The sequence below is a fragment of the Endozoicomonas sp. 8E genome (assembly GCF_032883915.1).
Classification (GTDB): domain Bacteria; phylum Pseudomonadota; class Gammaproteobacteria; order Pseudomonadales; family Endozoicomonadaceae; genus Endozoicomonas_A.
This window is the reverse complement of record NZ_CP120717.1, coordinates 1292106-1314380: the sequence shown is the minus strand read 5'-3', so window position 1 is coordinate 1314380 and position 22275 is coordinate 1292106. Positions and strand designations below refer to the sequence as shown.

The 22275-nt window shown below is 48.4% G+C and carries 16 protein-coding genes; 8 read left to right on the top strand and 8 right to left on the bottom strand.

The window, feature by feature from the left end:
* The first annotated feature begins 309 nt into the window (after window positions 1-309).
* Window positions 310-1755 carry a hypothetical protein gene (locus P6910_RS04660; protein ID WP_317145120.1) on the top strand — a complete coding sequence of 482 codons (1446 nt, stop codon included), beginning with the start codon at window positions 310-312 and terminating at the stop codon, window positions 1753-1755.
* Window positions 1756-2056: 301 nt separating this feature from the next.
* A complete protein-coding gene (locus tag P6910_RS04655; RefSeq protein WP_317145119.1) occupies window positions 2057-3472 on the top strand; it encodes a hypothetical protein in 1416 nt (471 codons plus the stop codon).
* Window positions 3473-3542: 70 nt separating this feature from the next.
* On the opposite strand, the gene dnaJ is transcribed toward P6910_RS04655, so the two are convergent.
* From dnaJ to grpE, 3 genes are all read right to left on the bottom strand, one after another.
* Window positions 3543-4682, bottom strand: a complete 1140-nt coding sequence (gene dnaJ / locus P6910_RS04650) for a molecular chaperone DnaJ (RefSeq protein WP_317145118.1) — start codon at window positions 4680-4682, stop codon at window positions 3543-3545.
* 205 nt (window positions 4683-4887) lie between these two features.
* On the bottom strand, window positions 4888-6807 hold the full coding sequence (gene dnaK / locus P6910_RS04645; RefSeq protein WP_317145117.1) for a molecular chaperone DnaK: 1920 nt from the start codon (window positions 6805-6807) through the stop codon (window positions 4888-4890).
* Window positions 6808-7003: 196 nt separating this feature from the next.
* Complete coding sequence (grpE, locus tag P6910_RS04640; RefSeq protein WP_317145116.1) at window positions 7004-7588, bottom strand: nucleotide exchange factor GrpE; 585 nt, start codon at window positions 7586-7588, stop codon at window positions 7004-7006.
* A gap of 260 nt (window positions 7589-7848) precedes the next feature.
* Here grpE and recN point away from each other — a divergent pair, with 260 nt between their 5' ends.
* The gene (gene recN, locus P6910_RS04635) at window positions 7849-9534 is read left to right on the top strand and encodes a DNA repair protein RecN (RefSeq protein ID WP_317145115.1); all 1686 of its coding nucleotides are present in this window, start codon (window positions 7849-7851) and stop codon (window positions 9532-9534) included.
* Window positions 9535-9536: 2 nt separating this feature from the next.
* On the opposite strand, the gene P6910_RS04630 is transcribed toward recN, so the two are convergent.
* Window positions 9537-10019 carry a hypothetical protein gene (locus P6910_RS04630; RefSeq protein ID WP_317145114.1) on the bottom strand — a complete coding sequence of 161 codons (483 nt, stop codon included), beginning with the start codon at window positions 10017-10019 and terminating at the stop codon, window positions 9537-9539.
* 91 nt (window positions 10020-10110) lie between these two features.
* Complete coding sequence (locus tag P6910_RS04625; protein ID WP_317146506.1) at window positions 10111-11838, bottom strand: GspE/PulE family protein; 1728 nt, start codon at window positions 11836-11838, stop codon at window positions 10111-10113.
* Between the two features lie 346 nt (window positions 11839-12184).
* On the opposite strand from P6910_RS04625, the gene P6910_RS04620 reads away from it, so the two are divergent.
* A complete protein-coding gene (locus P6910_RS04620) occupies window positions 12185-13501 on the top strand; it encodes a GntP family permease (protein ID WP_317145113.1) in 1317 nt (438 codons plus the stop codon).
* 11 nt (window positions 13502-13512) lie between these two features.
* Here P6910_RS04620 and P6910_RS04615 read toward each other — a convergent pair whose 3' ends face one another.
* Complete coding sequence (locus P6910_RS04615) at window positions 13513-14127, bottom strand: CYTH domain-containing protein (RefSeq protein ID WP_317145112.1); 615 nt, start codon at window positions 14125-14127, stop codon at window positions 13513-13515.
* A 256-nt stretch (window positions 14128-14383) separates the two neighbouring features.
* Between P6910_RS04615 and P6910_RS04610 the strand changes: the two genes are divergently transcribed.
* The 4 genes from P6910_RS04610 (at window position 14384) to argA (ending at window position 19121) form a co-directional block, all read left to right on the top strand.
* On the top strand, window positions 14384-15064 hold the full coding sequence (locus P6910_RS04610; RefSeq protein WP_317145111.1) for a TIGR00153 family protein: 681 nt from the start codon (window positions 14384-14386) through the stop codon (window positions 15062-15064).
* A 23-nt stretch (window positions 15065-15087) separates the two neighbouring features.
* Complete coding sequence (locus P6910_RS04605) at window positions 15088-16359, top strand: anion permease (RefSeq protein WP_317145110.1); 1272 nt, start codon at window positions 15088-15090, stop codon at window positions 16357-16359.
* A 271-nt stretch (window positions 16360-16630) separates the two neighbouring features.
* Window positions 16631-17785, top strand: a complete 1155-nt coding sequence (gene argE, locus P6910_RS04600; protein ID WP_317145109.1) for an acetylornithine deacetylase — start codon at window positions 16631-16633, stop codon at window positions 17783-17785.
* Between the two features lie 31 nt (window positions 17786-17816).
* Window positions 17817-19121, top strand: a complete 1305-nt coding sequence (gene argA, locus P6910_RS04595) for an amino-acid N-acetyltransferase (RefSeq protein WP_317145108.1) — start codon at window positions 17817-17819, stop codon at window positions 19119-19121.
* A 22-nt stretch (window positions 19122-19143) separates the two neighbouring features.
* On the opposite strand, the gene P6910_RS04590 is transcribed toward argA, so the two are convergent.
* Window positions 19144-21519, bottom strand: coding sequence for a hypothetical protein (locus P6910_RS04590; RefSeq protein ID WP_317145107.1), 2376 nt, complete (start codon window positions 21517-21519; stop codon window positions 19144-19146).
* 237 nt (window positions 21520-21756) lie between these two features.
* Window positions 21757-22266, bottom strand: coding sequence for a dihydrofolate reductase (locus P6910_RS04585; protein ID WP_317146505.1), 510 nt, complete (start codon window positions 22264-22266; stop codon window positions 21757-21759).
* Window positions 22267-22275 lie beyond the last annotated feature (9 nt).

Genomic DNA, 22275 nt, shown 5'->3' with positions numbered 1-22275 from the left:
CACAACTTCCAGCATCTGTGCCTGAGCAATGGCTTCGAAAATAGATGAGCTGCGCCCCCCCCCAATCTTTACCGCCTTCCTTACCTGTAACGCTTCTATATTTCCCTTCCTGGGGAACTAATCTCTCTCCCGAGACTCTAATAGTAATAGTGTTCTCTAACTCCCGTGATGAGCATGAATATTTGAGCCTTAGAACAAGGCGACGATCGCCAATGCAGGATTAAGGCTCAAATCTTCAGCACAATAGGGAGTTAGAAAGTTCGATTGGTCTAAATGGACTATTGAACCCGGCAGTAAAGGAGTACGCCAATGTACATTACAAATGCCATCAAGCTGATGGCTGCATTACTCATAACGACAAGCTCATGCGTCAACGCTGATATTACAGAACAAAAAAAAGAACATTGCCTGAAAGACATGCTGGACGGTTATGATATTGAGCGCCTTGTAAAGGTGGGAACTACGGCAGAAGAAGTCTTTCTTTTTTCTCAAAAAGCCCCAATGGTCAGCCCGTATGACATTCACAGTTTTACCCAGCGCAACATTACTCCGGAAGTCGTTGCATCATTTCATCCTGAAGTGGCTGGTGAACCGGCTTTTATAAATGAAATTCTACGGGCAGGGTTAAGCCCCCAAACGGCAAATAGATACCTCGAAGTCGGCGTTAATCAGGCCTTCTTTATCAAAGGGTACGCCAAAAATGGAATATCCCCTGATCTTGCAAATGCTTTATACGAAAACCTCTTTTTCGCAATCACGAGCACTGACCTGTTCCCTCTTCAAGATGAATTTAAACAGTGGATAACGGCAAAAAACCTGTCTCAATACAGTGGGCTCACCGTATCAATCGATGAATTACAAGTTCTCTACTTTTCCAAAGTGCCCCCAGATTTTCTTCATAAAGCTAAAAGTAAGGGTATAAAGCTGTACGATGCAATGTCTCTTTACTTTCGCAACATTGACCTGGACACCTACCCGACTTTAATCTCTGACCAAAATACCTGCACTGTATATCCCACTTCTCATCTTGAATTTGAACACCTGGGTAATCTTGTTGACTACCAGAGTAAAAAAGAGCCTATTCCTCTACCAAAAGCTTTATTTTCCCATCTTAACTCCATGTATACTCATCAAAACATGCCCCACTTTTCAACAGACGATCAAGCAGAAATTTTCAAGTACGTTGAAGAGGCGGCCAAAGATGTAAAACAACCCACGATCTATAGCTTGCTCTACCTGACCGCACAAATTGTTTCAGACAAAATTCACTACGAATTAGTGGATTATGGTGAGCTGAGTCTTACCTTCCCGAAAGGCTGTTCAATCGCTGAGTATTGGCGGAGGGGCATAGGCGACTGCGATAAATATATGGCGTTGGGGATGGTTGTTTTTGCTCAACTGAAACAATTGTTTCCTGACGTACTGGCAAATGTTTACCTAACCCGAGAACTGTTTGCAAAATACAACAGACATTCTTGGAATACCGTCTTCATTGCAGAAGAGGATCGCCTGATTATTACGTATATTGACATAACAAGTTACGACCCCGGTAATGCCTATATTCTACATCTTATTCACCTGTTTCTTATACAACTGCTTGACGCCACTCATTATCTGCTTGAGGCAGTTGGCGACCCCCCGGATCCATTCAGAAACAAAAACGAAGGACTGGGAGCAATGTACCCAGAGAACTTCAACAGGCAATACTTTCTTAGCAAATACAAAGAATACTTTTGTACGCCGCAATGGAATTAGGCTGGACATGATACCAGGAGCCTGCTAGCAGCCTGTCGGACTTAAGCGTCCGTAGCGAGGATTGCAAGAAATTGAGGATAAAAATGTCTGTTTCTGAGGAGAATAGCGAGCTATTTGACGAAGAAACAGGGATTTTTAGACCAATTTATTGCAACCGCAGTAGGACAGTCTTAAGTCCGACAGGCTGCTAGGTCGGCTTTACCTGTAAATCATCTATATCCCCCTCTGGGGGGAACTTCTCGCTCTCCAGAAACTCTAATACTTAGAGGACCATTAACTCTGTCATTAAAGGAGTACACCTATGAACATTGCAAACCGTGCCATAATACTGATCACTGCGCTGCTGATAATGACAAGCTTCTGCGCCAGAGCTGATATTACAGAACAAAAAAAACAGGCTTTCTTGAACGCGGGGCTAGTCGAATATGATATTGAGAACCTCATAGAGGCAGAAACCACACCAGAAGAAGTCCACCTTTTTGCTCAAGATGCTCTAACAAGCAGTTTGAATATGATTGACTACTATACCTATCTCAACATTACTCCGGACACTGCTGCCACGTTTCATCCCTCAGTCATTTCCAAACCATTTTTTATAGCAGATATTCTCGAGGCAGGAATAACACCCCAAACGGCTAATAGCTATATCGATGCAGGAGTTGATTCTTCCAGCTCAATCATTTCTTACATTAAACATGGAATACCTCCCAATCTTGCAGAGCCCTTAAACAAGAACGGCCTGTATATCGCCTCGGACTCTGATCGGAGCTATCTTCATGAAACATTCGAAAAAGGGTTGACGACAAAAGATCTGCCTGGATACAAAGGAATCACCCGCTCACCATTTGAATTAAAAAAACTCTACTCTTCAAAAGTGCCTACAGATTTTCTTCATGAAGCCATGAGCAAAAACATAACGATGACTGATGCAACTTCTCTCTACTTCCGTGGCATTGAACTGAGCACCTACCCGACCCTAATCTCAGACCAGCCAACCTGCAGTGTATACCCCTCAAATCATCTTGAATTTGAGTACATCGGTAATCTGACGGGTTACCACAGTAAAAAAGATCCTGTCCCTCTACCAAAAGCTTTATTTTTCCGGCTTAACTCCTTATTGCTGCATAGCCGTATGAGTTTTTTTTCAATGGACGACCAGGTGGAAATTTTCAAGTACGTTGAAAACATAGCCAAATATGTAAAAAAACCAACTATCTATAATTTGCTCTATCTGACAGCTCATATTGTTTCACAAAAGCTTCACTACGAGAATGTCGATGAAGGCGAGCTGGAGATGACTTTCCCAAAAGGGTGCTCACTGGCTGAATATTGGCGAAGGGAGATTGGCGACTGTGATAAATATACGGCATTGGGAATGGTTGTTTTTGCTCAACTAAAACAACTGTTTCCTGACGTACTGACAAATGTCTACCTGACCAACAGATTGTTTTCAACACACAAAACACATGCCTGGAATACTGTCGTCATTGCAGAAGAAGATCGCCTGATTTTCTCCTATATTGACATAACAAACTTTGACGATGATACCGATACTCCGAACCCTGATTACTGGGATCTTCTGGAACAGAAAGAACTGGCTTACAAAAACCCGTTCAGAGACAGAAACGAAGCGCTGGGAGCCATGACCACAGAGTACTTCAATCATCAATACTTTCTTAGCGAGTACGAGAAATATTTCTGTAAGCCTGCGCAATAATTGAACAACGCTGGACATAAAAAAAGTGGCATTGAAGCCACTTTTTTTATTTTCCATTCTGACTGACCGATCACTTGCCCATATCGTCGAAGAACTTTTTGACCCCTTCAAAGAAAGAGGTTTTCTTAGGAGACTGACGATGCTCCCCTTCGGCAGCAAACGTTTCCTTCAACTCTTCCATCAGCTCTTTCTGGCGCTCAGTCAGATGCACCGGCGTTTCTACCACAACACGACACATCAGGTCTCCACGACTACCGCCACGCACCGGTGTGACGCCTTTATCGCGCAGACGGAACAACTTGCCAGTCTGGGTTTCTTTTGGAATCTTGAGTTTTACCCGACCGTCGAGGGTCGGAACTTCCAGTTCGCCACCGAGGGCTGCATCAACAAAGGTAATAGGCACTTCACAGTAGAGGTGCTTGCCATCACGCTGAAAGATCGGATGATCTGCGACACTGACCTGAACGTAGAGATCACCGGCTGGACCACCATTGAAGCCCGCTTCACCTTCACCAGCCAGACGAATACGATCACCCGTATCGACTCCAGCAGGAATTTTTACAGACAGTGTCTTATATTCCTGAACACGACCTTCACCATGACACTCGAGACAAGGGTCTTTAATCATCTTGCCGGTGCCGTGACAGTCCGGACAGGTCTGCTGAACAGAGAAGAAGCCCTGCTGCATGCGCACCTGGCCCACACCACCACAGGTGCTACAGGTAACAGGAGAAGTCCCTTTTTTGGCACCAGTACCATCACAGGAATTACAGATAACCAGGGAAGGAATCTTGATTTTTTTGGTAGTCCCCTTAACCGCCTCTTCCAGACTCAGCTCTAGCTGGTAGCGAAGATCAGCACCGCGCTGGACAGAACTGCGGGAATGGCCACCACCAAAGATGTCTCCAAAAACATCACCGAAGACGTCACCAAAACCGCCAGCTCCACCAAAGCCGCCAGCTCCACCCATGCCACCCATATTAGGATCGACACCGGCATGACCGTACTGGTCGTAGGCGGCACGCTTTTGATCATCAGAGAGGATTTCGAAAGCCTCGTTGACTTCCTTGAAATTCCCTTCTGCCTCTTTGTCATCAGGGTTACGGTCAGGGTGAAACTTCATAGCCATACGGCGATAGGCCTTCTTGATCTCCTTGTCAGAGGCTCCCTTTTCTACGCCCAGTACTTCGTAAAAATCACGTTTTGCCATCAGTAACACCCTGTGGTCAGGTTCCGTCAGATCACCTGACCGAAATAATCCAAATCGCTTTCATACATCGGGATCGATCCCGATTTATTGAACCAGAGACTGTTTGGAAAATCAGCGAAACTTTTCAGACAGTCTCTTAAACACAACAGCGCGGGAGAAAGCTCCCGCGCCGCCAAATCAACTCATACCGCAGCGCGGAATGGGCTTACTTCTTGTCTTCTTTCACTTCTTCGAACTCAGCATCTACAGCGTCGTCCGCAGCGGAAGAAGATTCAGCTTCCTGAGCACCTTCAGCACCAGGCTGCTGTGCTTCAGCGTACATCTTCTGAACCAGACCGGAAGAAGCTTCAGACAGTGCCTTGGACTTCTCTTCAATCAGATCCTTGTCGTCACCCTTCAGCGCCTCTTCCAGAGCAGTCAGAGCTTCGTTGATCGCACTCTTCTCTTCTTCAGTGGCCTTATCACCGGCTTCTTCCAGAGTCTTGCGGGTAGCGTGTACCAGACCATCGCCGGTATTACGAACAGCCGCCAGCTCTTCGAACTTCTTGTCTTCAGCCGCGTTCGCTTCAGCGTCCTGAACCATTTGATCGATTTCATCGTCAGACAGGCCGGAAGAAGCCTTAATCACGATGGATTGCTCTTTACCAGTGGCCTTGTCTTTGGCAGAAACGTTCAGGATGCCGTTAGCGTCCAGGTCAAAGCTGACTTCAATCTGAGGCATGCCACGTGGGGCCGGTGGAATGTCAGACAGGTCAAAACGTCCCAGAGACTTGTTGGCAGAAGCCTGCTTACGCTCACCCTGACAAACATGAATGGTTACAGCACTCTGGTTGTCATCAGCGGTAGAGAACACCTGAGACTTTTTGGTCGGAATCGTGGTGTTCTTTTCGATCAGGGCTGTCATAACACCACCCATTGTTTCGATACCCAGAGTCAGTGGAGTGACATCCAGCAGCAGCACGTCTTTAACGTCACCTGCCAATACCGCACCCTGGATGGAAGCACCCATGGCTACCGCTTCGTCAGGGTTCACATCTTTACGAGGCTCCTTGCCGAAGAATTCAGCTACCTTTTCCTGAACCATTGGCATACGGGTTTGTCCGCCTACCAGAATGACTTCGTCGATGTCAGACAGATCCAGGTCAGAGTCCTTAACAGCCAGACGGCACGGCTCCAGAGAACGCTGAACCAGGTCTTCTACCAGAGATTCCAGTTTAGAGCGGGTTACTTTAACGTTCAGGTGCTTAGGACCGGTTGCATCAGCAGTGATGTATGGAAGATTAACATCAGTCTGCTGAGCAGAAGACAGCTCGATCTTGGCTTTCTCAGCGGCTTCTTTCAGACGCTGCATGGCCAGAGGATCACCTTTAAGGTCTATACCCTGGTCTTTTTTGAACTCTTCAGCCAGGTAGTCGATCATACGCATATCGAAATCTTCACCACCCAGGAAGGTGTCCCCGTTGGTAGCCAGTACTTCGAACTGGTGCTCGCCATCAACATCGGCAATCTCGATAATTGAGATATCAAAAGTACCACCACCCAGGTCGTATACAGCGATGGTCTGATCACCCTGCTTCTTGTCCATGCCGTAGGCAAGGGCAGCAGCAGTAGGCTCGTTAATGATACGCTTAACGTCCAGACCGGCAATACGGCCAGCATCTTTGGTTGCCTGACGCTGAGCATCATTAAAGTAAGCGGGTACGGTGACCACCGCTTCAGTAACAGACTCGCCCAGATAGTCTTCAGCGGTCTTCTTCATTTTCTTCAGGATTTCAGCAGAAATCTGAGGTGGCGCTTTTTTGTCTCCTTTAACTTCAACCCAGGCGTCGCCATTGTCAGCTTCAACAATCTTGTAAGGAACCATCTGGATATCTTTCTGAACCACATCGTCTTTAAAACGACGGCCAATCAGACGCTTGATGGCAAACAAAGTATTGTCAGGGTTGGTAACGGCCTGACGCTTGGCTGGCTGACCTACCAGAGTCTCACCATCGTCAGTGAACGCGATAATAGAAGGGGTTGTACGACCGCCTTCAGCGTTTTCCAGAACCTTGGCTTTTTCACCATCCAGAATAGATACACAAGAGTTGGTGGTACCCAGATCAATACCGATTATTTTACCCATTGTTCAATCTCTCCATTGCTCTGCTTGCAGAGCGAAATTCTTAAGTTCAATTCTTAAATTAAATTCTTCAGCTGAGGACCGCCTGCCAGTGAGTGGTGAGCGGCTGTTTTTGGCCTTTGAAACCAATATGGGATCAATCGATTTGATTTCAAGGCTGTTAAAACATTCTTTTTTGAATATTTCTCAGCAAAATCACTTATTTGGAAACGACAACCATAGCAGGACGAATCAGACGGCCATTCAGTTTGTATCCTTTCTGGAAGACATCAATCACGGTGTTGGCTTCAACATCGGGATTCGGAACCATCGACATGGCCTGATGGAAGTTCGGATCAAAAGGCTGACCACTGGGGTCTTCCTGCACCACCGCGAAGCGCCCCAATGCATCGAGGAACTGTTTCAGAGTCAGCTTCATGCCTTCTACCAGAGCTTCGTGAGACCCTTGTGCCTGTTCGGCACTTTCTATGCCTTTTTCGAGGCTATCAACCACTGGAATCAGCGCATCAACAAATTTTTCCAGAGCAAACTTGTGAGCCTTTTCAACATCCTGCTCAGCACGACGCTTAATGTTCTGCATTTCGGCAGCAGCACGCAGAGTCTGATCTTTAGCCCTGGCAAGCTCTTCGTTGAGTGCTTCCAGCTGACTCTCAAGACCGTCGGTCAGATTACCTTCACTGTCGAGTTCAACACCGCCCTCTTCGTTCAGCAAGCTTTCTTCTGCCTGCTGTTCTGTGGCTTCTTCCGTTACCTGCTCATCAGGTTTGCTGCTTTCTACTGTCATTCCAGAATCTCCGACCGGGAGGCAATCGTTTAGATGAAACGTATATTGGGTCGCGAATTCCGGATTCAAGACCTGAAAAACAGTTTTTTTTAACACAAACGATCATTTCGCAAAACACCGGGCCGCAAAACAAAATCAAAGCAGCCTCCCATCTCATTCGGGTCGGGATCTGTGGATTTTTTGCAGCTCTTACTTTACGAATCGCACACTTCGGGTTACTGTACATATAAACAGTAAAGCTACAATAGCGGGTATTCATCATGCTGACCCAACTGTCCATCAGCAACTTTGCCATCGTTGACCAGCTGGATCTGGACATCCATTGTGGAATGACTGTCATCACCGGCGAGACCGGTGCCGGTAAGTCCATCATGCTGGATGCTCTTGGCCTGGCCACGGGTGACAGAACCGACAGTCACTGTGTTCGTCAGGGCACGGACAAAGCTGAGATTCACGCTTCTTTTGACATCAGTCAGTGCATTGCCGCAAAAGCATGGCTGCAGGAAAAAGATCTGGCCAGTGATGATGAGTGTATTCTCCGCAGAGTCATTACCAAAGAAGGACGGTCCCGAGCTTATATCAATGGAACACTATCTCCCCTTGCGGATCTTCGGGCCATTGGTGAGCGGTTAATTGATATCCATGGCCAACATGAAAGCCAGTCATTACTGAAAAAAAGCAACCATCGACTGCTACTGGATGATTATGCCGGCACACAAAAACTGGCCTCCGAAGTGGCTCGCACAGCCCATCAGTTCAACCAGACACATAATGAACTGAACACTCTCACCCATAATCGCAGCGAGCAGCATGAACGAGTGCAACTGCTCAGCTATCAGCTTCAGGAACTCGAACAGCTATCGCTTCAGGAAGGAGAGCTGGAACAGCTTGAGCAGGAACTCAAACAGTTATCCCATGCTGAAGGCACTCTTTCCGTGTGTCACGAGATCAACGCTATCTGCTCGGACAATGAGGCAGGTAACATTCTCCAGAAACTCTCCATCTGCCTTCAGCGTCTGAGCGATCTGCAAATAGATCACCCAGCCATCAACAACACATTAGAGATGATGTCCTCTGCCCAGATTCAGGTCGAGGAAGCGGTGGGAGAAATCAATCACTTTATCGATCATTTTGATGCCGATCCCGCCAGAATGCAGGATGTGGATGAACGCCTCAGTGCTATTTACGACCTTGCGAGAAAGCACAGGGTACAGCCCGAAGCCTTATTGGAAAAACAAAACACGCTTGGCTCTGAGCTGGAGAGCATCCAGTTCAGCGATGAACGAGTTGAAGCATTACAACAAAAGCTGATCGAACTAAAATCCGAGTTTCAGAACCAATGCGAAAAACTCTCCAGAAAACGTCAGTCTGCAGCCAGACAACTTGAGAAAAAAATCACTAAACGCATGGCTTTGCTGGGCCTGCCCCATGGAGAGTTTATCATTGCCCTGACACCGACAGAGGGCAGCACACTCTCAGCCAATGGCGCTGAAGAGGTCGAATTCCTGGTGACGACTAACCCGGGTCAACCACCCAGAGCACTCGCTAAAGTGGCCTCTGGTGGTGAACTTTCCAGAATCAGTCTGGCCATTCAGGTGATAACCGCTCAAACCTCTCACATTCCCAGCATGATCTTTGACGAAGTGGATGTAGGCATTGGCGGTGGCACCGCAGAAATTGTCGGAGCCATGCTCAGGGAGCTGGGAGAAAGAAGTCAGGTACTGTGTGTCACCCACCAGCCTCAGGTAGCATCCCAGGGGCATCAGCATTTGCATGTCAGCAAGAAGGTTTGCAATGCCAAAACCTCCACCGAAATTGTCGGCCTGAAAGGCGATCGTCGTGTTAAAGAGGTGGCTCGAATGTTGGGCGGTGTAGAAATGACCGAGTCCACACTCAACCACGCGAAAGAAATGCTTAGTCTTTGTGTTTCAAGGTCTGCAGCCTGAAATTACCTTTGCAGTTCCTTAATCAGTAACCCCATTCCTTTAGCCAGTTCCTTCACGGCTTTGGGTGCATACTCTATTTCAACCCAACGTTCATCCTTATCGGGATATAAAATCCAGCAACGCTGCTCAACACTGGAACAGTCTGACTCCAAAGTGTGGCCAACGCCGTACACTGTCAGGGTGTTATTGTTTCGGACCAGTCCCCGCTCCAGTTGCTGATGGCGAGTGACCACCAACTCCCCTTCCCGGTTGGCTCTTACAGAATACTCTATGGATGAGTTTCTGGTTACACCTTTGATTGCGTTTGCCTTGAGCAGGCTGTTCAAATAAGACTCCAGCACGAGATCAGCCACAGCCGGATCAAAATTCTGCTGCATCTGCTCAACAAATGATTGGTTTTTTTCGGCAGGCTTCAGTTCCATTACCTTCTGTGCCTGTACCACAAAGGGTAATAGCAGCAAACCTGAAAGGATGAGTATTTTCATTATTATCTGACTGTTCCACTGTCACTTCACATATTAATATCGAATAGTCGTTGGGAGACTGCAACTATTTCTTTTAAAAGCTGAGAGCCGATCAGTGCTGCTGGTCCGGTGTCACCCTCATCACTTCTTCAATGGTTGTTAATCCTGTTGCTACTTTCTGAGCTCCGGAAAGGCGAAGACTGTACATACCTTCTTTAATTGATTGACGACGAAGGTTTTCTATATCAGCAGTCTCTGCCAGCATATCCTTAAGGGGTTGCGACATAGGCATTAACTCATATACACCCGCTCTCCCCCTATATCCGGTATCCCTGCATTCCAGACACCCCACAGGTTGAAAGATCTGCGAAGGCGCGGGAGCCGTCCAGGGACGAGTAAGGGATTTCCAACCAGATTTATCGAGTTCCACCGGCTGTTTGCAGGAGGGACACAGTGTTCTGACCAGCCTCTGTGCCATAACCCCCAGAACCGTTGCTTTGATCAGATAGTGGGGGACACCAAGTTCCAGCAGACGGGTTATGGCAGACGGCGCGTCGTTGGTGTGTAGAGTGGAAAGCACCAAATGACCGGTCAGCGCCGCCTGAATCGCCATTTCAGCAGTTTCCAAATCCCGAATCTCACCCACCATAATGATATCCGGATCCTGACGAAGCAGTGCACGCAGGCCACTGGCAAATGTCAGATCAATATTATGCTGAACTTGCATCTGGTTGAAGCTGGACTCCACCATTTCAATAGGATCTTCAATAGTACAGACATTCACCTGATCAGAAGCCAGACTTTTCAGCGTCGAATAGAGTGTAGTGGTTTTACCTGAACCGGTAGGGCCCGTGACCAGAACAATTCCGTTGGGCTGCGAGGTCATATGAGTCCAACGACGTTCGTCTTCTCTGGAAAAACCCAGCTCGCCAAACCCCTTGACCAGAACATCCGGATCAAAAATCCGCATCACCAGCTTTTCCCCAAAGGCGGTCGGCAGGGTTGATAGTCGCAGTTCAACTTCATTGCCATCCGGGTTGCGGGTTTTAAGTCGGCCATCCTGTGGCTTTCTTTTCTCTGCCACATTCATACGACCCAGAATCTTCAAGCGACTGGTTACGGCAGCCGCCACCTTGGCAGGCATCTGGTAGATCAGGTGTAGCACCCCATCAATACGAAAACGCAGCTGAGTCTGCTCTCGTCTGGGCTCAACATGAATATCACTGGCCCGTTGTTCAAAGGCATACTGGAGCAGCCAGTCGACAATATTAACTATGTGCTGGTCATTGGCGTCCGGAGCCTTCATATTGCCCAGCTCAAGCATCTGCTCAAAGCTGTTCAACTGAGTGGACTGGACGCCATTATGTTCATTAGCACCCAGGACAGACTGTGCCAGTCGATAAAATTCCGAAGTGTATCTTCGGATATCGGTTGGATTGGCAACCACCCGCCGGATTTCCTTGCGGTTAATATGCCTGAGATTATCCTCCCAACCACTGTGCCAGGGCTGTGCTGAAGCAATGACGAGCTCGTCAGCCGAGACTTCTACTGCCAGAATCTGGTGACGTATGGCATAAGCGTGAGACATGACGGGAGTAATGGCTGTGGCATCGATTTTCAGAGGGTCAATGTGAAAATACTCCTGGCCTGAAAGATCCGCCAGCCAGTGCATCAGAGTATCGAGATCGAGAGAAGCGCCACTGCGGGCGTCCTTCTGATCCTGTGAGGCAATGTACTCCAGAGGATGAAGCTTAAGTTGATCAGCATTGCGATGACGAGCCAGTACTTCATTGGCTTCCAATTGCCTGAGCCGACCCGTCTGAACCAGATCAGAGACCACTGTCTGCAGATCCAGAAGGAGTTCTCTGTTTTTGAGTGAGGCCCTGAATTTATTGGCGTTTGACTTCAGCTCACGGACACTGGACACTGTCGTTTCCTTTTTACCTTGAAAAAGCTTTCCATCTTGCTATTGTCCACTAAACTCTCGGCTTATGCCTACAAGAGAATTCGGGCATTCAAGCACTGGTTGGATTAAGCAACAGTTCAATTAAGCAATACTTCAATTATGTATATCGCCAGAATAAACCGCGACTGATGTCTGGTAAAAACGGCTTTCTGGGTACGAGTTGACCCGATCCCCTCTATACTGCCTCTTATTCAACACTATTCTCTCAAGACACTCCACAGTGGCCCCATCAATAGTTAACAGCTTTCTGTTCATCCTTTCACTGACAGTCCTCATATTGATACTGATCGGCCGTTTCAGGTTTTCGCCATTCATCGTTCTGCTGCTCAGCGCCTATGCCGCAGGTTTTTTTTCAGGCCTGCCGATCTCTGAACTGACTCCCCTCATATCCCGTGATATGGGGAAGACGTTCGGCGACGTCGCTCTGCTCATCATTTTTGGTGTATTACTGGGAAATATTCTGGAGAAGTCGGGCGGAGCCGTCCTTCTCGCAGAGAAGCTGATTCTCTCTATTGCCAGGCGTTTTCCTGCGTTAGCTATGGGTATAGCCGGATACATCATTTCTATTCCCGTTTACTGTGACTCTGGATTTATCCTGCTCAACAGTATCAGGCAGTCTATTGCCCGGAGAGTGCAGTGCAACCCGATCTCTCTCAGTGTTGCTCTGGGTGGAGGCCTGTTTGCAACCCATTCTCTGGTCCCCCCCACACCCGGGCCCGCAGCGGCAACCCTGATTTTAGGAATATCTCCGAGCCTGGCACTTCCCTGGGCGCTGGGAGTGGCTCTCCTGGTCACTTTTGTAGCTATTCTGTGGGGTAAATGGGTCACCCGTTGGCTGAATGAAGAGCGCCAAATGGTCAGCGATCCTCCTCAATCCCCCCCTGCTTATCAAAAGAATGTCTGGGCAGCGATTATTCCCATCCTTCTGCCTTTGTTACTGATGTCCATGGCTAACTTTCAAACAGACAATAAAGAGCAAAGCTGGACTACTTTCCTTTCACAACCTGCCAATGCTCTGTTTCTGGGTTTGCTGGCCAGCCTGCCATTGATTCGACACTGTAAGACCGGACTGACTGAGATGTTCAGTGAGAGTATTCACTCATGCGCGATGATTATCTTAATCATTACAGCCGGTGGGGCGCTAGCGGGAATGTTGGCTCAGACCGGACATATAGCCAGAATTGCTCAAGGGCTGCCAGAGAGCCTTGGACTGATTCTGCCTTTTCTCGTAGCCGCTCTCTTCAAAACCGCCCAGGGTTCTAGCACCGTGGCCTTAATCAGTGCCGCTTCGATGGTAGACCCCTTGCTGCCTGGCTTAGGTCTGGACTCCCAAAATGGTCGATTGTTGACCTTTTTGTCGGCGGGATGCGGCTCCATGTTTGTTACCCATGCCAATGACAGCTATTTCTGGGTGGTCACCCAGTTTTCCGGAATTAGCCCGACCACAGGCTTTAAGTCGTTCACCCTGGCCACCCTGCTTCAGGCTTTTACCGGGCTGGCAACCGTTCTGGTGCTGGCTGGGTTCTTGGGTATCTGAGCGAGAGAGCCTCAGCCTCGCTGAAGCAGTTCAAACCCTCTCTCGGCCTTGCTCTTGTCTGCGGGCTTCAAATCAATGGTTTTTGCCAGTTGATCGGCAATCATTTGCAGTGCATTTTCATCACCTTCCACCAGCTCCAGCTCCAGCTCACAGATGACACTGCTCTCATCTCCTGAGCGGACAAGCCCGTAATCCAGAGCAACTTCAACCCTGGCGTCTGGCTCAGACCACTCCACCAGCCAGCAGGTACGATCAAAATCGGTCGAGAAAAGCGGTATCAGGGACTCTTTAGGAAAAGCTCCCAATGATTCTGGCCAGACTTTTTTTAACCCTTCAATATCCAGTTCCGGTCGCTCTATTGACCACTCCCATTCCCCCCGGCGAGTCAGTCCGTTAAGACTCTCACCTTTGGTTTTAAGAGTTTGAAAAAGCTGACCATTTTTCTCTCTGATACGCAACGCAACCCGAGCCTGACTCAGTGTCAGAGAGGCTGTATCAAAGTAAGTATTGCCCAAATGAACCGTTTCAGGTGACGGGCTGGCGAACTTTTTCCAGAAAGTAAGTGTCTTAAGGAGAGGTATCTGCTCTTTTGGCAGCGACAACTTTAACTCTGTTTCAGTATTCACGGGTTATCTGACCGACGGCATAAAAGGGTCATTTTACCTGTAACAATAAGGGTTTGTTATGAAAAATGAGCGTCAGAATGGCCACATTATTTCCGGTACAGGTGGCGTTTCAATGCACAATTTTCAGACAGCTCCTATAATTTTCGGTCAGCCACCCTCTTCCAGGGAACGGGATGCAAAGTTAGTTCTGTAAGTCGTTCGCCGCAAACGACGAGGAGTCTGACCCCCAGAAATTTAATCCGACAGGTCTGCAACTATGCCAACCAGCAATCTACTATCGAGTGTATTTGGCCGATCTCCTATTGGCCCGATACAAAAACACATAGCCAAGGCACACGAATGCGCCATACAGCTGGAACCATTTTTCAAAGCAGCATTTGATGGTGACTGGCTGGAAGTTGAAAGTATTCAGCAAACCATCGTAGAGCTGGAGCACGAGGCTGATCTCATCAAAAAGAACGTTCGACTCTCCCTTCCCAAAAGCTTGTTTCTGCCAGTGCCCAGAAATGACCTTCTGGAGATCGTGACGGTGCAAGATAAAGTAGCAAACAGGACCAAGGATATTGCCGGCATTGTACTGGGCAGACAAATGATGATCCCTCAGGAGATGAGAGAGGCTTTTATGGACTACCTGAAACGCTCCATTGCCACTTCTGCGCAAGCGGTCAGAGCCATGGATGAACTGGATGAACTTCTGGAAACAGGCTTCAGGGGAAGAGAAGTCAATCTGGTGGAAGAGCTCATTGAAGAGCTGGACCAGATAGAAAGCGATACCGACAAACACCAGATTGAAGTCAGAAAAATTCTCTTCAAACTGGAAAAGGACCTCCCCCCTGTGGAAGTCATTTTTCTCTACAAAATTATCGACTGGGTCGGTGATCTGGCAGATCGCGCCTCAAGAGTTGGCAGTTATCTTCAATTGCTGCTTGCCCGTTAACTCTAATGATTGGAATAACATCCATGAGCATTATCGCTGAGTATGGAACGATACTGCTGATTCTCGCCTGCCTGTTTGGCTTTTTCATGGCCTGGGGCGTGGGAGCAAACGATGTCGCCAACGCCATGGGAACCTCGGTCGGCTCCAAGGCTCTGACCATCAGGCAGGCCATTATCATTGCTGTCTGTCTGGAGTTTATGGGTGCCTACCTGGCCGGTGGATCGGTTACCGATACGATCAGAAAAGGGATTATCGATCCCGACATGCCAGTACTGCTGGAGCATCCACAGCTGCTGGTTTACGGCATGATGGCAGCCCTGCTGGCTGCGGGCACCTGGCTGTTGGTTGCCACCCACTATGGCTGGCCTGTGTCGACGACACACTCTATTGTCGGAGCAATTGTCGGTTTTGCAGTTGTCAACATCTCAGCAGATGCCGTGAACTGGGGGAAGGTCAGCTCAATCGTAGCCAGCTGGATCGTCTCCCCCATCATGTCCGGCCTTATTTCCTTCATGATTTTCATGAGCGTCCAAAAACTGATACTGGATACCGACAACCCTTTTCGAAATGCCAAACGTTACGTGCCCATTTATATGTTTCTGGTTGGCTTCATGATGGCTATGGTAACCCTGACTAAGGGGCTCAAACATATTGGCCTGCCACTGGATTATCAGGAAAGCAGCCTGATCTCACTACTGATTGGCCTGCTGGTCATGCTGGCCGGAAAATTAGCGCTTTCCAAAATCAAGGAAGATGCACAAGCCGACAAAGCTTTCCACTTCTCCAGTGTCGAGCGAGTCTTTGGCGTGATGATGATCTTCACCGCCTGCTCGATGGCTTTTGCCCACGGTTCCAACGATGTTGCTAATGCAGTAGGCCCCCTGGCTGCGGTGGCAAGTATTGTTCTCAGTGGCGGAGAAATCGCAGGCAAAGCTGCCATGCCGAGTTGGGTGTTGCTTCTGGGAGCTGGAGGCATAGTGGTGGGCCTGGCCACCTATGGATATAGAGTCATGGCGACCATAGGTACAGCAATCACTGAGCTAACCCCCAGCAGAGGTTTTGCAGCAGAACTGGCAGCAGCGACCACCGTAGTTCTGGCCTCAGGCACCGGGCTTCCTATTTCCACCACACATACTCTGGTGGGTGCCGTGTTAGGGGTAGGCCTTGCCAGAGGAATTGGTGCACTTAACTTGAGAGTAATCGGCACTATTTTCATGTCCTGGTTAATCACACTGCCCGCCGGTGCCTTGCTTGCTATCGTCTTCTTCCATATTTTGAGGCTTATTTTTGGTTAACGAGAGGGCTCTTCTGCGGACCCTCTTCCAGCATGTTCGTTTCAGGCCAAGTCTCTCGTACCTATCCCGAGGCAGGGCTGTTATCATGCTGAAAAAGGCTGTTGATTTAGGCACCAGGAGCCTGACCGAGAATAGTCTGCCCTACGCGGCAACTGCTCCTGCGTTGCTCTAGCTCCTGCATCCATGCAGTCGTGCGGCGGCAGCAAATTGATCTGGCAGATTTGATTTATGCCTATCCAATTTTCCAACTATTAAAACCAGGGGCCTGATAATGTCTGGAATCCAGCAACCTGATCTGAAAGCAGTCCTGTCGCGGTTGATAGAGATTCCCTCTGTCAGTTCCACACAGCCTGAGCTGGATATGGGCAATATGCCGGTGATTCATGAACTGGCAGGCTGGCTTGAGACCATGGGCTTTTGCTGTGAGATCATACCCATTCCGGAAGCACCGCTGAAAGCCAACCTGATTGCCACTCTGGGCTCAGGTCCCGGTGGATTAGTTCTGGCAGGGCATACCGATACCGTGCCATACAATGAAAGTCTCTGGCAATTCGATCCTTTCTCACTGAATGAATCCGATAACCGGTTTTACGGTCTGGGCATCTGCGATATGAAGGGATTCTTTGGTCTCGTCATGGAAGCAGTAAAAGATTATCTGAAAGCGCCTCTGAAGGCACCCTTGATTATTCTGGCAACAGCGGACGAAGAATCCTCCATGAGCGGTGCCCGGGCCCTGGCTGCTGCAGGTAAACCCAGGGGGCGTTATGCGGTAGTGGGTGAGCCTACCGGTATGCAACCTGTCTACATGCACAAAGGTATCATGATGGAACGCATTCGGATTCTCGGACAGTCCGGTCATTCGAGCAACCCGGCCCTTGGCAGGAATGCCATGGAAACAGCCCATAAAGTGATCACTGAAATCATGTCGTTCCGGGAAGAACTGGCCCGTAAATACAATAATCCCGGATTTGCTGTGCCTACCCCAACCATCAACCTCGGTTGCATTCATGGTGGCGACAACCCTAACAGAATCTGTGGCCACTGTGATCTGGACTTCGATGTGCGCCTCCTGCCTGGTATGGACAGCCGAGAGCTGAGAGAAAGCCTGAAGCAACGCCTTCTCCCCATCGCCAGAGCCGATAATGTAAAACTTTCTCTGAACGCTATTCACGAGAGTATTGATCCATTTTCAGGCTCTGCCGACTCTCCCCTGGTGAAGACCTGTGAAAATCTAACCGGCTATTCAGCGAAATCCGTTGCTTTCACAACGGAAGCGCCCTTCTTCAGCCGGATGGGGATGGATACAGTCGTACTGGGTCCGGGTGATATCGATCAGGCTCATCAACCTGATGAATACCTTTCCATGGACAGAATTCACCCAACCATTGAGCTATTGAGATCTCTGATACGGCAATTCTGCCTCTGATTAACAGCGGGATGAAGATAACTAAACAGCCATGAACTTGAACAAGAACTACGTAAAATTTTTCCGACAAAGTTCGCCCTACATTCATGCCCACCATGGCAAAACGTTTGTCATTACTCTGGGCGGTGAAGCGCTGGCAAGCCCTAATCTGAACAATATCATCAACGATATTGCCCTGCTCAACAGCCTGGGCGTCCGACTGGTTCTTGTCCACGGAGCCCGGCCTCAGATCGAGGAGCGCCTCAGAGCCAGAGGCCTTGAGTCAAGATTTCACAACGAAATACGGATTACGGATCGTCAGTGCCTTGAATGCGTAATGGATGCTGTGGGTAATCTTCGTGCACGAATTGAATCCAAGCTTTCACTCGGTCTGGTTAACTCTCCCATGCACGGGGCCAGCATTCGGGTCATTAGTGGCAATTTCGTCACTGCAAAACCCCTGGGTGTGATCGATGGACAGAATTTTCTCCACGCCGGCGCTATCCGCAAAATAGATAAAGAAGCAATCCAGCAGCAGCTCGACAGTGGCTACATAGTACTACTCTCCTGCCTCGGTCATTCACCGACTGGCGAGCTTTTCAATATGGAGGTGGAAGAAGTCGCTACCCACACAGCCATTCACCTTGAAGCCGAAAAATTACTTTTGTACTCAAGGTTTGAAGGTGTACAGGATCGGCAGGGGCAACAGATCAGCCGTCTTTCCCCCCAGGAAGCAGAAAAATTACTTAAGAACCTTCATGGTGAGGACAGAAGACTGCTTTCCTCAGCCATTACTGCCTGTCACGGTGGTGTGGAACGCTCACAGCTGATCAGCTATCAGCAGGACGGTTCTCTGCTACTGGAGCTCTTTACCCGTGATGGCTCTGGCACAATGGTTTCCCGTGATCGCTATGAAGAAATTCGTGCGGCCAGCATTGAGGATGTGGGGGGAATCCTGGAGCTTATCAGGCCTCTGGAACAAAAAGGCATTCTCAGAAGGCGTTCAAGAAAAGAGCTGGAGCGCGAAATTCGGCTGTTCCGGGTCATTTCCCTGGACGGCATGATTATTGGCTGTGCAGCTATCCATTTGTTTTCGGGTGAAAAGGTCGCGGAGCTGGCCTGTCTCGTCGTACACCCTGATTACCGGGAGAAAAACCGTGGCGACCTTCTTCTCAGTGCTATAGAAGAACAGGCGACCCAGCAGGGAATGGATACGCTGTTTGTATTAACGACCCAGACCAGCCATTGGTTTCTGGAAAGAGGTTTTTCTGAATCCACCCAGAAGTCTTTGCCCAAGGAGAAGCGCAGTCAGTACAATGAGGAGAGACAATCCAGAGTTCTGATCAAGAAACTCTGAAACATAAGAAAGTTTAGTGCCCTCAAATAGAGGTCTGTGGGGGAATAATATGGCTCATTTTCTGATCCCAGTAAGCGGTTTTGGTCATAACGCTCTCATAGTATTTACCAATAGCTCCCATCATCATTTCAGAAATGATTTGATGATGATATTGGCGTCGGAGAATTAACACAGCCGCCTCCCGATCATCCATATGATCAAACATGGGAGAGCCAGGGTTAACCTGGCTCAACTGCTGTTGAAGCCTGACTTCTTTCATAATGTCTTTATGGGAGTCATGCAGTTTCAGCATACGATCAACAAAGTCTTCCAACTGATCTTTAGCCAACCTCCTCATGGTACTCATTTCTTCACGTCCGGTTCTTTTTCTCTGACCCTGCCAATCCCAGACCATACTTTTGCCTGTCTTCTTTCCGGTAATACGTTCAAATCGCTCTTTATTCACTGCCTCGTTGTAACGATCAACAAAAAGATCTGCCAGAAAGAAAAAACCAAAGATAATTAATCCATCTACGCTAGGCTTGGGCACGTATGGTGAGATTTCCAATGCTGGCCTCCTTTCGGAAGCGTGCCAGACCACTTTAAAACCATGAAGCATGGTTGATTTAATGGCTCCCTTAAACCAGATATTCAAATAACTTCTGACGCCATTCTCAGCCAGTATCAGGGCATTGGCCACCCTGTCGGCATGAGTGTTAAAGCGACTCCTTTCTTCTTCGCTCAGCTCTATATCGGGCATTTCTTCTTCCAGTATCCGCTCCAGCTCTTCCACAGCCTCTTTGGAAGCAACAGAGCCGTCACTGGTTAAATCATCAGTCATTTTCGGGAACACTTTTTGCAGCCATCCCGTCTGCTTAGTCTTGAAGTGGTATGACTTGCCGATCACTCGAGGATCATTGGCCGCATCACTGAACAAGCGTTCTCTTTTCTCCGGATCCATGTTTTTGAATTTACCGTTCCACAGCTGATCCAGAACCGGCTCCCATTCTTGATCCATTCTCTCAACGTCGCTGACGGCTGCTGTGTAGAAACGCTTGTAGAGTTTAAAAGCATCCTGCAGGTTGCGTCTGCGATACAGGTATCGAGCTTTGCCTTCCTCCAGACGTATCACGGCTTCAAGATTGCTCTCATCTTTCTCTCTTTCCATCTCTAATCTCATCTGAGCGTCTTTTTCCAGCGCAGAATAGGCAGTGAAGATGCGGGTTAAGGTTTCATGACTGCAGATGTATCTCAGGCTTTTCAGGAAGACCCGAAATTTCTTGTCATCCATCTCTGACAGGACACCCAGATCATTTACCTCCAGTTTGTAATCAGCGGATGCTTCTGCCCTCTGTAAAGCCCTGATCGCTTTGGTCATCCGAACCAGCTCAGTACCCCCACTCCACACACCGTACCAAGCAATATAACTGAATAGAGCCGCTGCAGCGGCAATCCCCCCTGACACCAGACCTATCAGCACGGTACTGACCACTATGGCAGCAGAGTTAAGACTAAAGTACCTTTTATTTCTTAGAAAATGGCGTTTGATCCTGTCACGGGTATCCGTATTCTTTAGCTTGATACCCCCCCCTTTATCCACAACATTCTGAATATGGGTCCTGTCGACTTTATCCAGGTGGTAACCTGTCGCTTTGGGTCTTTCAAGTCCGGGAGGGGTTGCTGCAGGATTAGAAGGGTCAAACCTGCTGATGGGATCTTTTCCTCTTCTGCCCGGTACCTGTTTGACAGGTACATGAGTTTCTGGCGCAAACCGCCAGCGCAATGCATTCTTGATTTCAAGAATGCGTTCAAAGGTGATATCCGTATCGTTGAGAAGACCTGTATGCTGTGCCAGTTTGACGATCGTACCTTCCGCTGTGACAGCATCCACATTGAAGTTTCTCACGGAGCTCTGAATTAAGTCCGGTAACAAAGCCCTTTTCAAAAAGCCAACGGGCAGAGTTCGATCTTCTGCAAGATATTTATAAGTCAACTCAACGGCAGAGCAGGAAACGGTTTTTCTGACTTCAGTGAGAACCTGTTCACTGATTTTTTCACTGCCTCCTGACAGCACCAGTTTCATTGCTTCGCCTTTTTTCTCTTCATCCAGCACACAAATACGGTGATAGGCCATGGCACAGGCAATATGGTAGTCACGCAGACTGCGCTGGATAGGGGAAGAGAACTTCTGGTGGGCAGCATGACAGAAAGAGTCGTAAACCCTGAGTGCTTTTGCTGCTGAAGGACCTCGACCAAAAAGACGCTTGATAAAACCGCCGATGCGCGAGAAAACAACACGGCCCTGCCACCGGCCGTAATCAATCTGACCCAGACTGGAATCTTCTGACGTTTTAGCGGTCTCTTTTCGCTCTATAGCAGAGAGAGGAGAACCTCTTTGGGTCCGAATCTCTGGCGGCATGCCTCTCAATCCCTGAGAAATAGATGTTAAACCGAAAGGTTTATTTTCATTAAATAAGACGATTAAAAACTAAATTTAAATATTTGATTCGAATAACAAATTCAAAAGCAACAATACTTAAACTATAGCCGCCTCAGGGGCTGCTGTGGTTTTGTTTTACGCTCGTGCTAACTAAAAACAGCTGTAAAAAAAGCCAACTTGATTTAGCTGGCTTAATACAGTGGGGAAACCAGGACCTCAGACGGACTTGCGATCGAGCACCTGATAACTGAACTCCAGAGCCTGCTCATCTTCAGAGACCTGATCTTCCCTGGCGGTAACATCCCATTCACTGTCATCGATTTCCGGAAAAAATGCGTCACCATCAAACGATTTGAAGACTTTGGTCAGATAAAGCCGATCGGCTCTGTCCAAGGCCTGGCGATAAATCTGCTCACCTCCAATCACCATGATTTCCTCATTGCCATTGATCATGGCTACGTCTTCCGCCAAAGAAATGGCATCCTCAAGACTGTGCACCACTCTAACCCCTTCATGATGCCAGTCTTTGTCACGGGTAATGACAATATTGGTTCGACCCGGCAGAGGCTTACGCAGTGAATCAAACGTCTTTCGTCCCATAATAATGGGCTTGCCCATGGTGACAGCCTTGAAATAGCGGAGATCTCCGGGCAAGTACCAGGGCATTTTATTATTGATGCCGATGGCATGGTTTGTGGCAACGGCGGCAATCATGGCAATTTTCATCATCTTATC

What these genes read in the sequence shown, in the direction of transcription:
- P6910_RS04660 (WP_317145120.1), top strand. Translation starts at nt 310, where the DNA reads ATGTACATTACAAATGCCATCAAGCTGATGGCTGCATTACTCATAACG.
- P6910_RS04655 (WP_317145119.1), top strand. Translation starts at nt 2,057, where the DNA reads ATGAACATTGCAAACCGTGCCATAATACTGATCACTGCGCTGCTGATA.
- dnaJ (WP_317145118.1), bottom strand. Translation starts at nt 4,682, where the DNA reads ATGGCAAAACGTGATTTTTACGAAGTACTGGGCGTAGAAAAGGGAGCC.
- dnaK (WP_317145117.1), bottom strand. Translation starts at nt 6,807, where the DNA reads ATGGGTAAAATAATCGGTATTGATCTGGGTACCACCAACTCTTGTGTA.
- grpE (WP_317145116.1), bottom strand. Translation starts at nt 7,588, where the DNA reads ATGACAGTAGAAAGCAGCAAACCTGATGAGCAGGTAACGGAAGAAGCC.
- recN (WP_317145115.1), top strand. Translation starts at nt 7,849, where the DNA reads ATGCTGACCCAACTGTCCATCAGCAACTTTGCCATCGTTGACCAGCTG.
- P6910_RS04630 (WP_317145114.1), bottom strand. Translation starts at nt 10,019, where the DNA reads ATGAAAATACTCATCCTTTCAGGTTTGCTGCTATTACCCTTTGTGGTA.
- P6910_RS04610 (WP_317145111.1), top strand. Translation starts at nt 14,384, where the DNA reads ATGCCAACCAGCAATCTACTATCGAGTGTATTTGGCCGATCTCCTATT.
- P6910_RS04605 (WP_317145110.1), top strand. Translation starts at nt 15,088, where the DNA reads ATGAGCATTATCGCTGAGTATGGAACGATACTGCTGATTCTCGCCTGC.
- argE (WP_317145109.1), top strand. Translation starts at nt 16,631, where the DNA reads ATGTCTGGAATCCAGCAACCTGATCTGAAAGCAGTCCTGTCGCGGTTG.
- argA (WP_317145108.1), top strand. Translation starts at nt 17,817, where the DNA reads ATGAACTTGAACAAGAACTACGTAAAATTTTTCCGACAAAGTTCGCCC.
- P6910_RS04590 (WP_317145107.1), bottom strand. Translation starts at nt 21,519, where the DNA reads ATGCCGCCAGAGATTCGGACCCAAAGAGGTTCTCCTCTCTCTGCTATA.
- P6910_RS04585 (WP_317146505.1), bottom strand. Translation starts at nt 22,266, where the DNA reads ATGAAAATTGCCATGATTGCCGCCGTTGCCACAAACCATGCCATCGGC.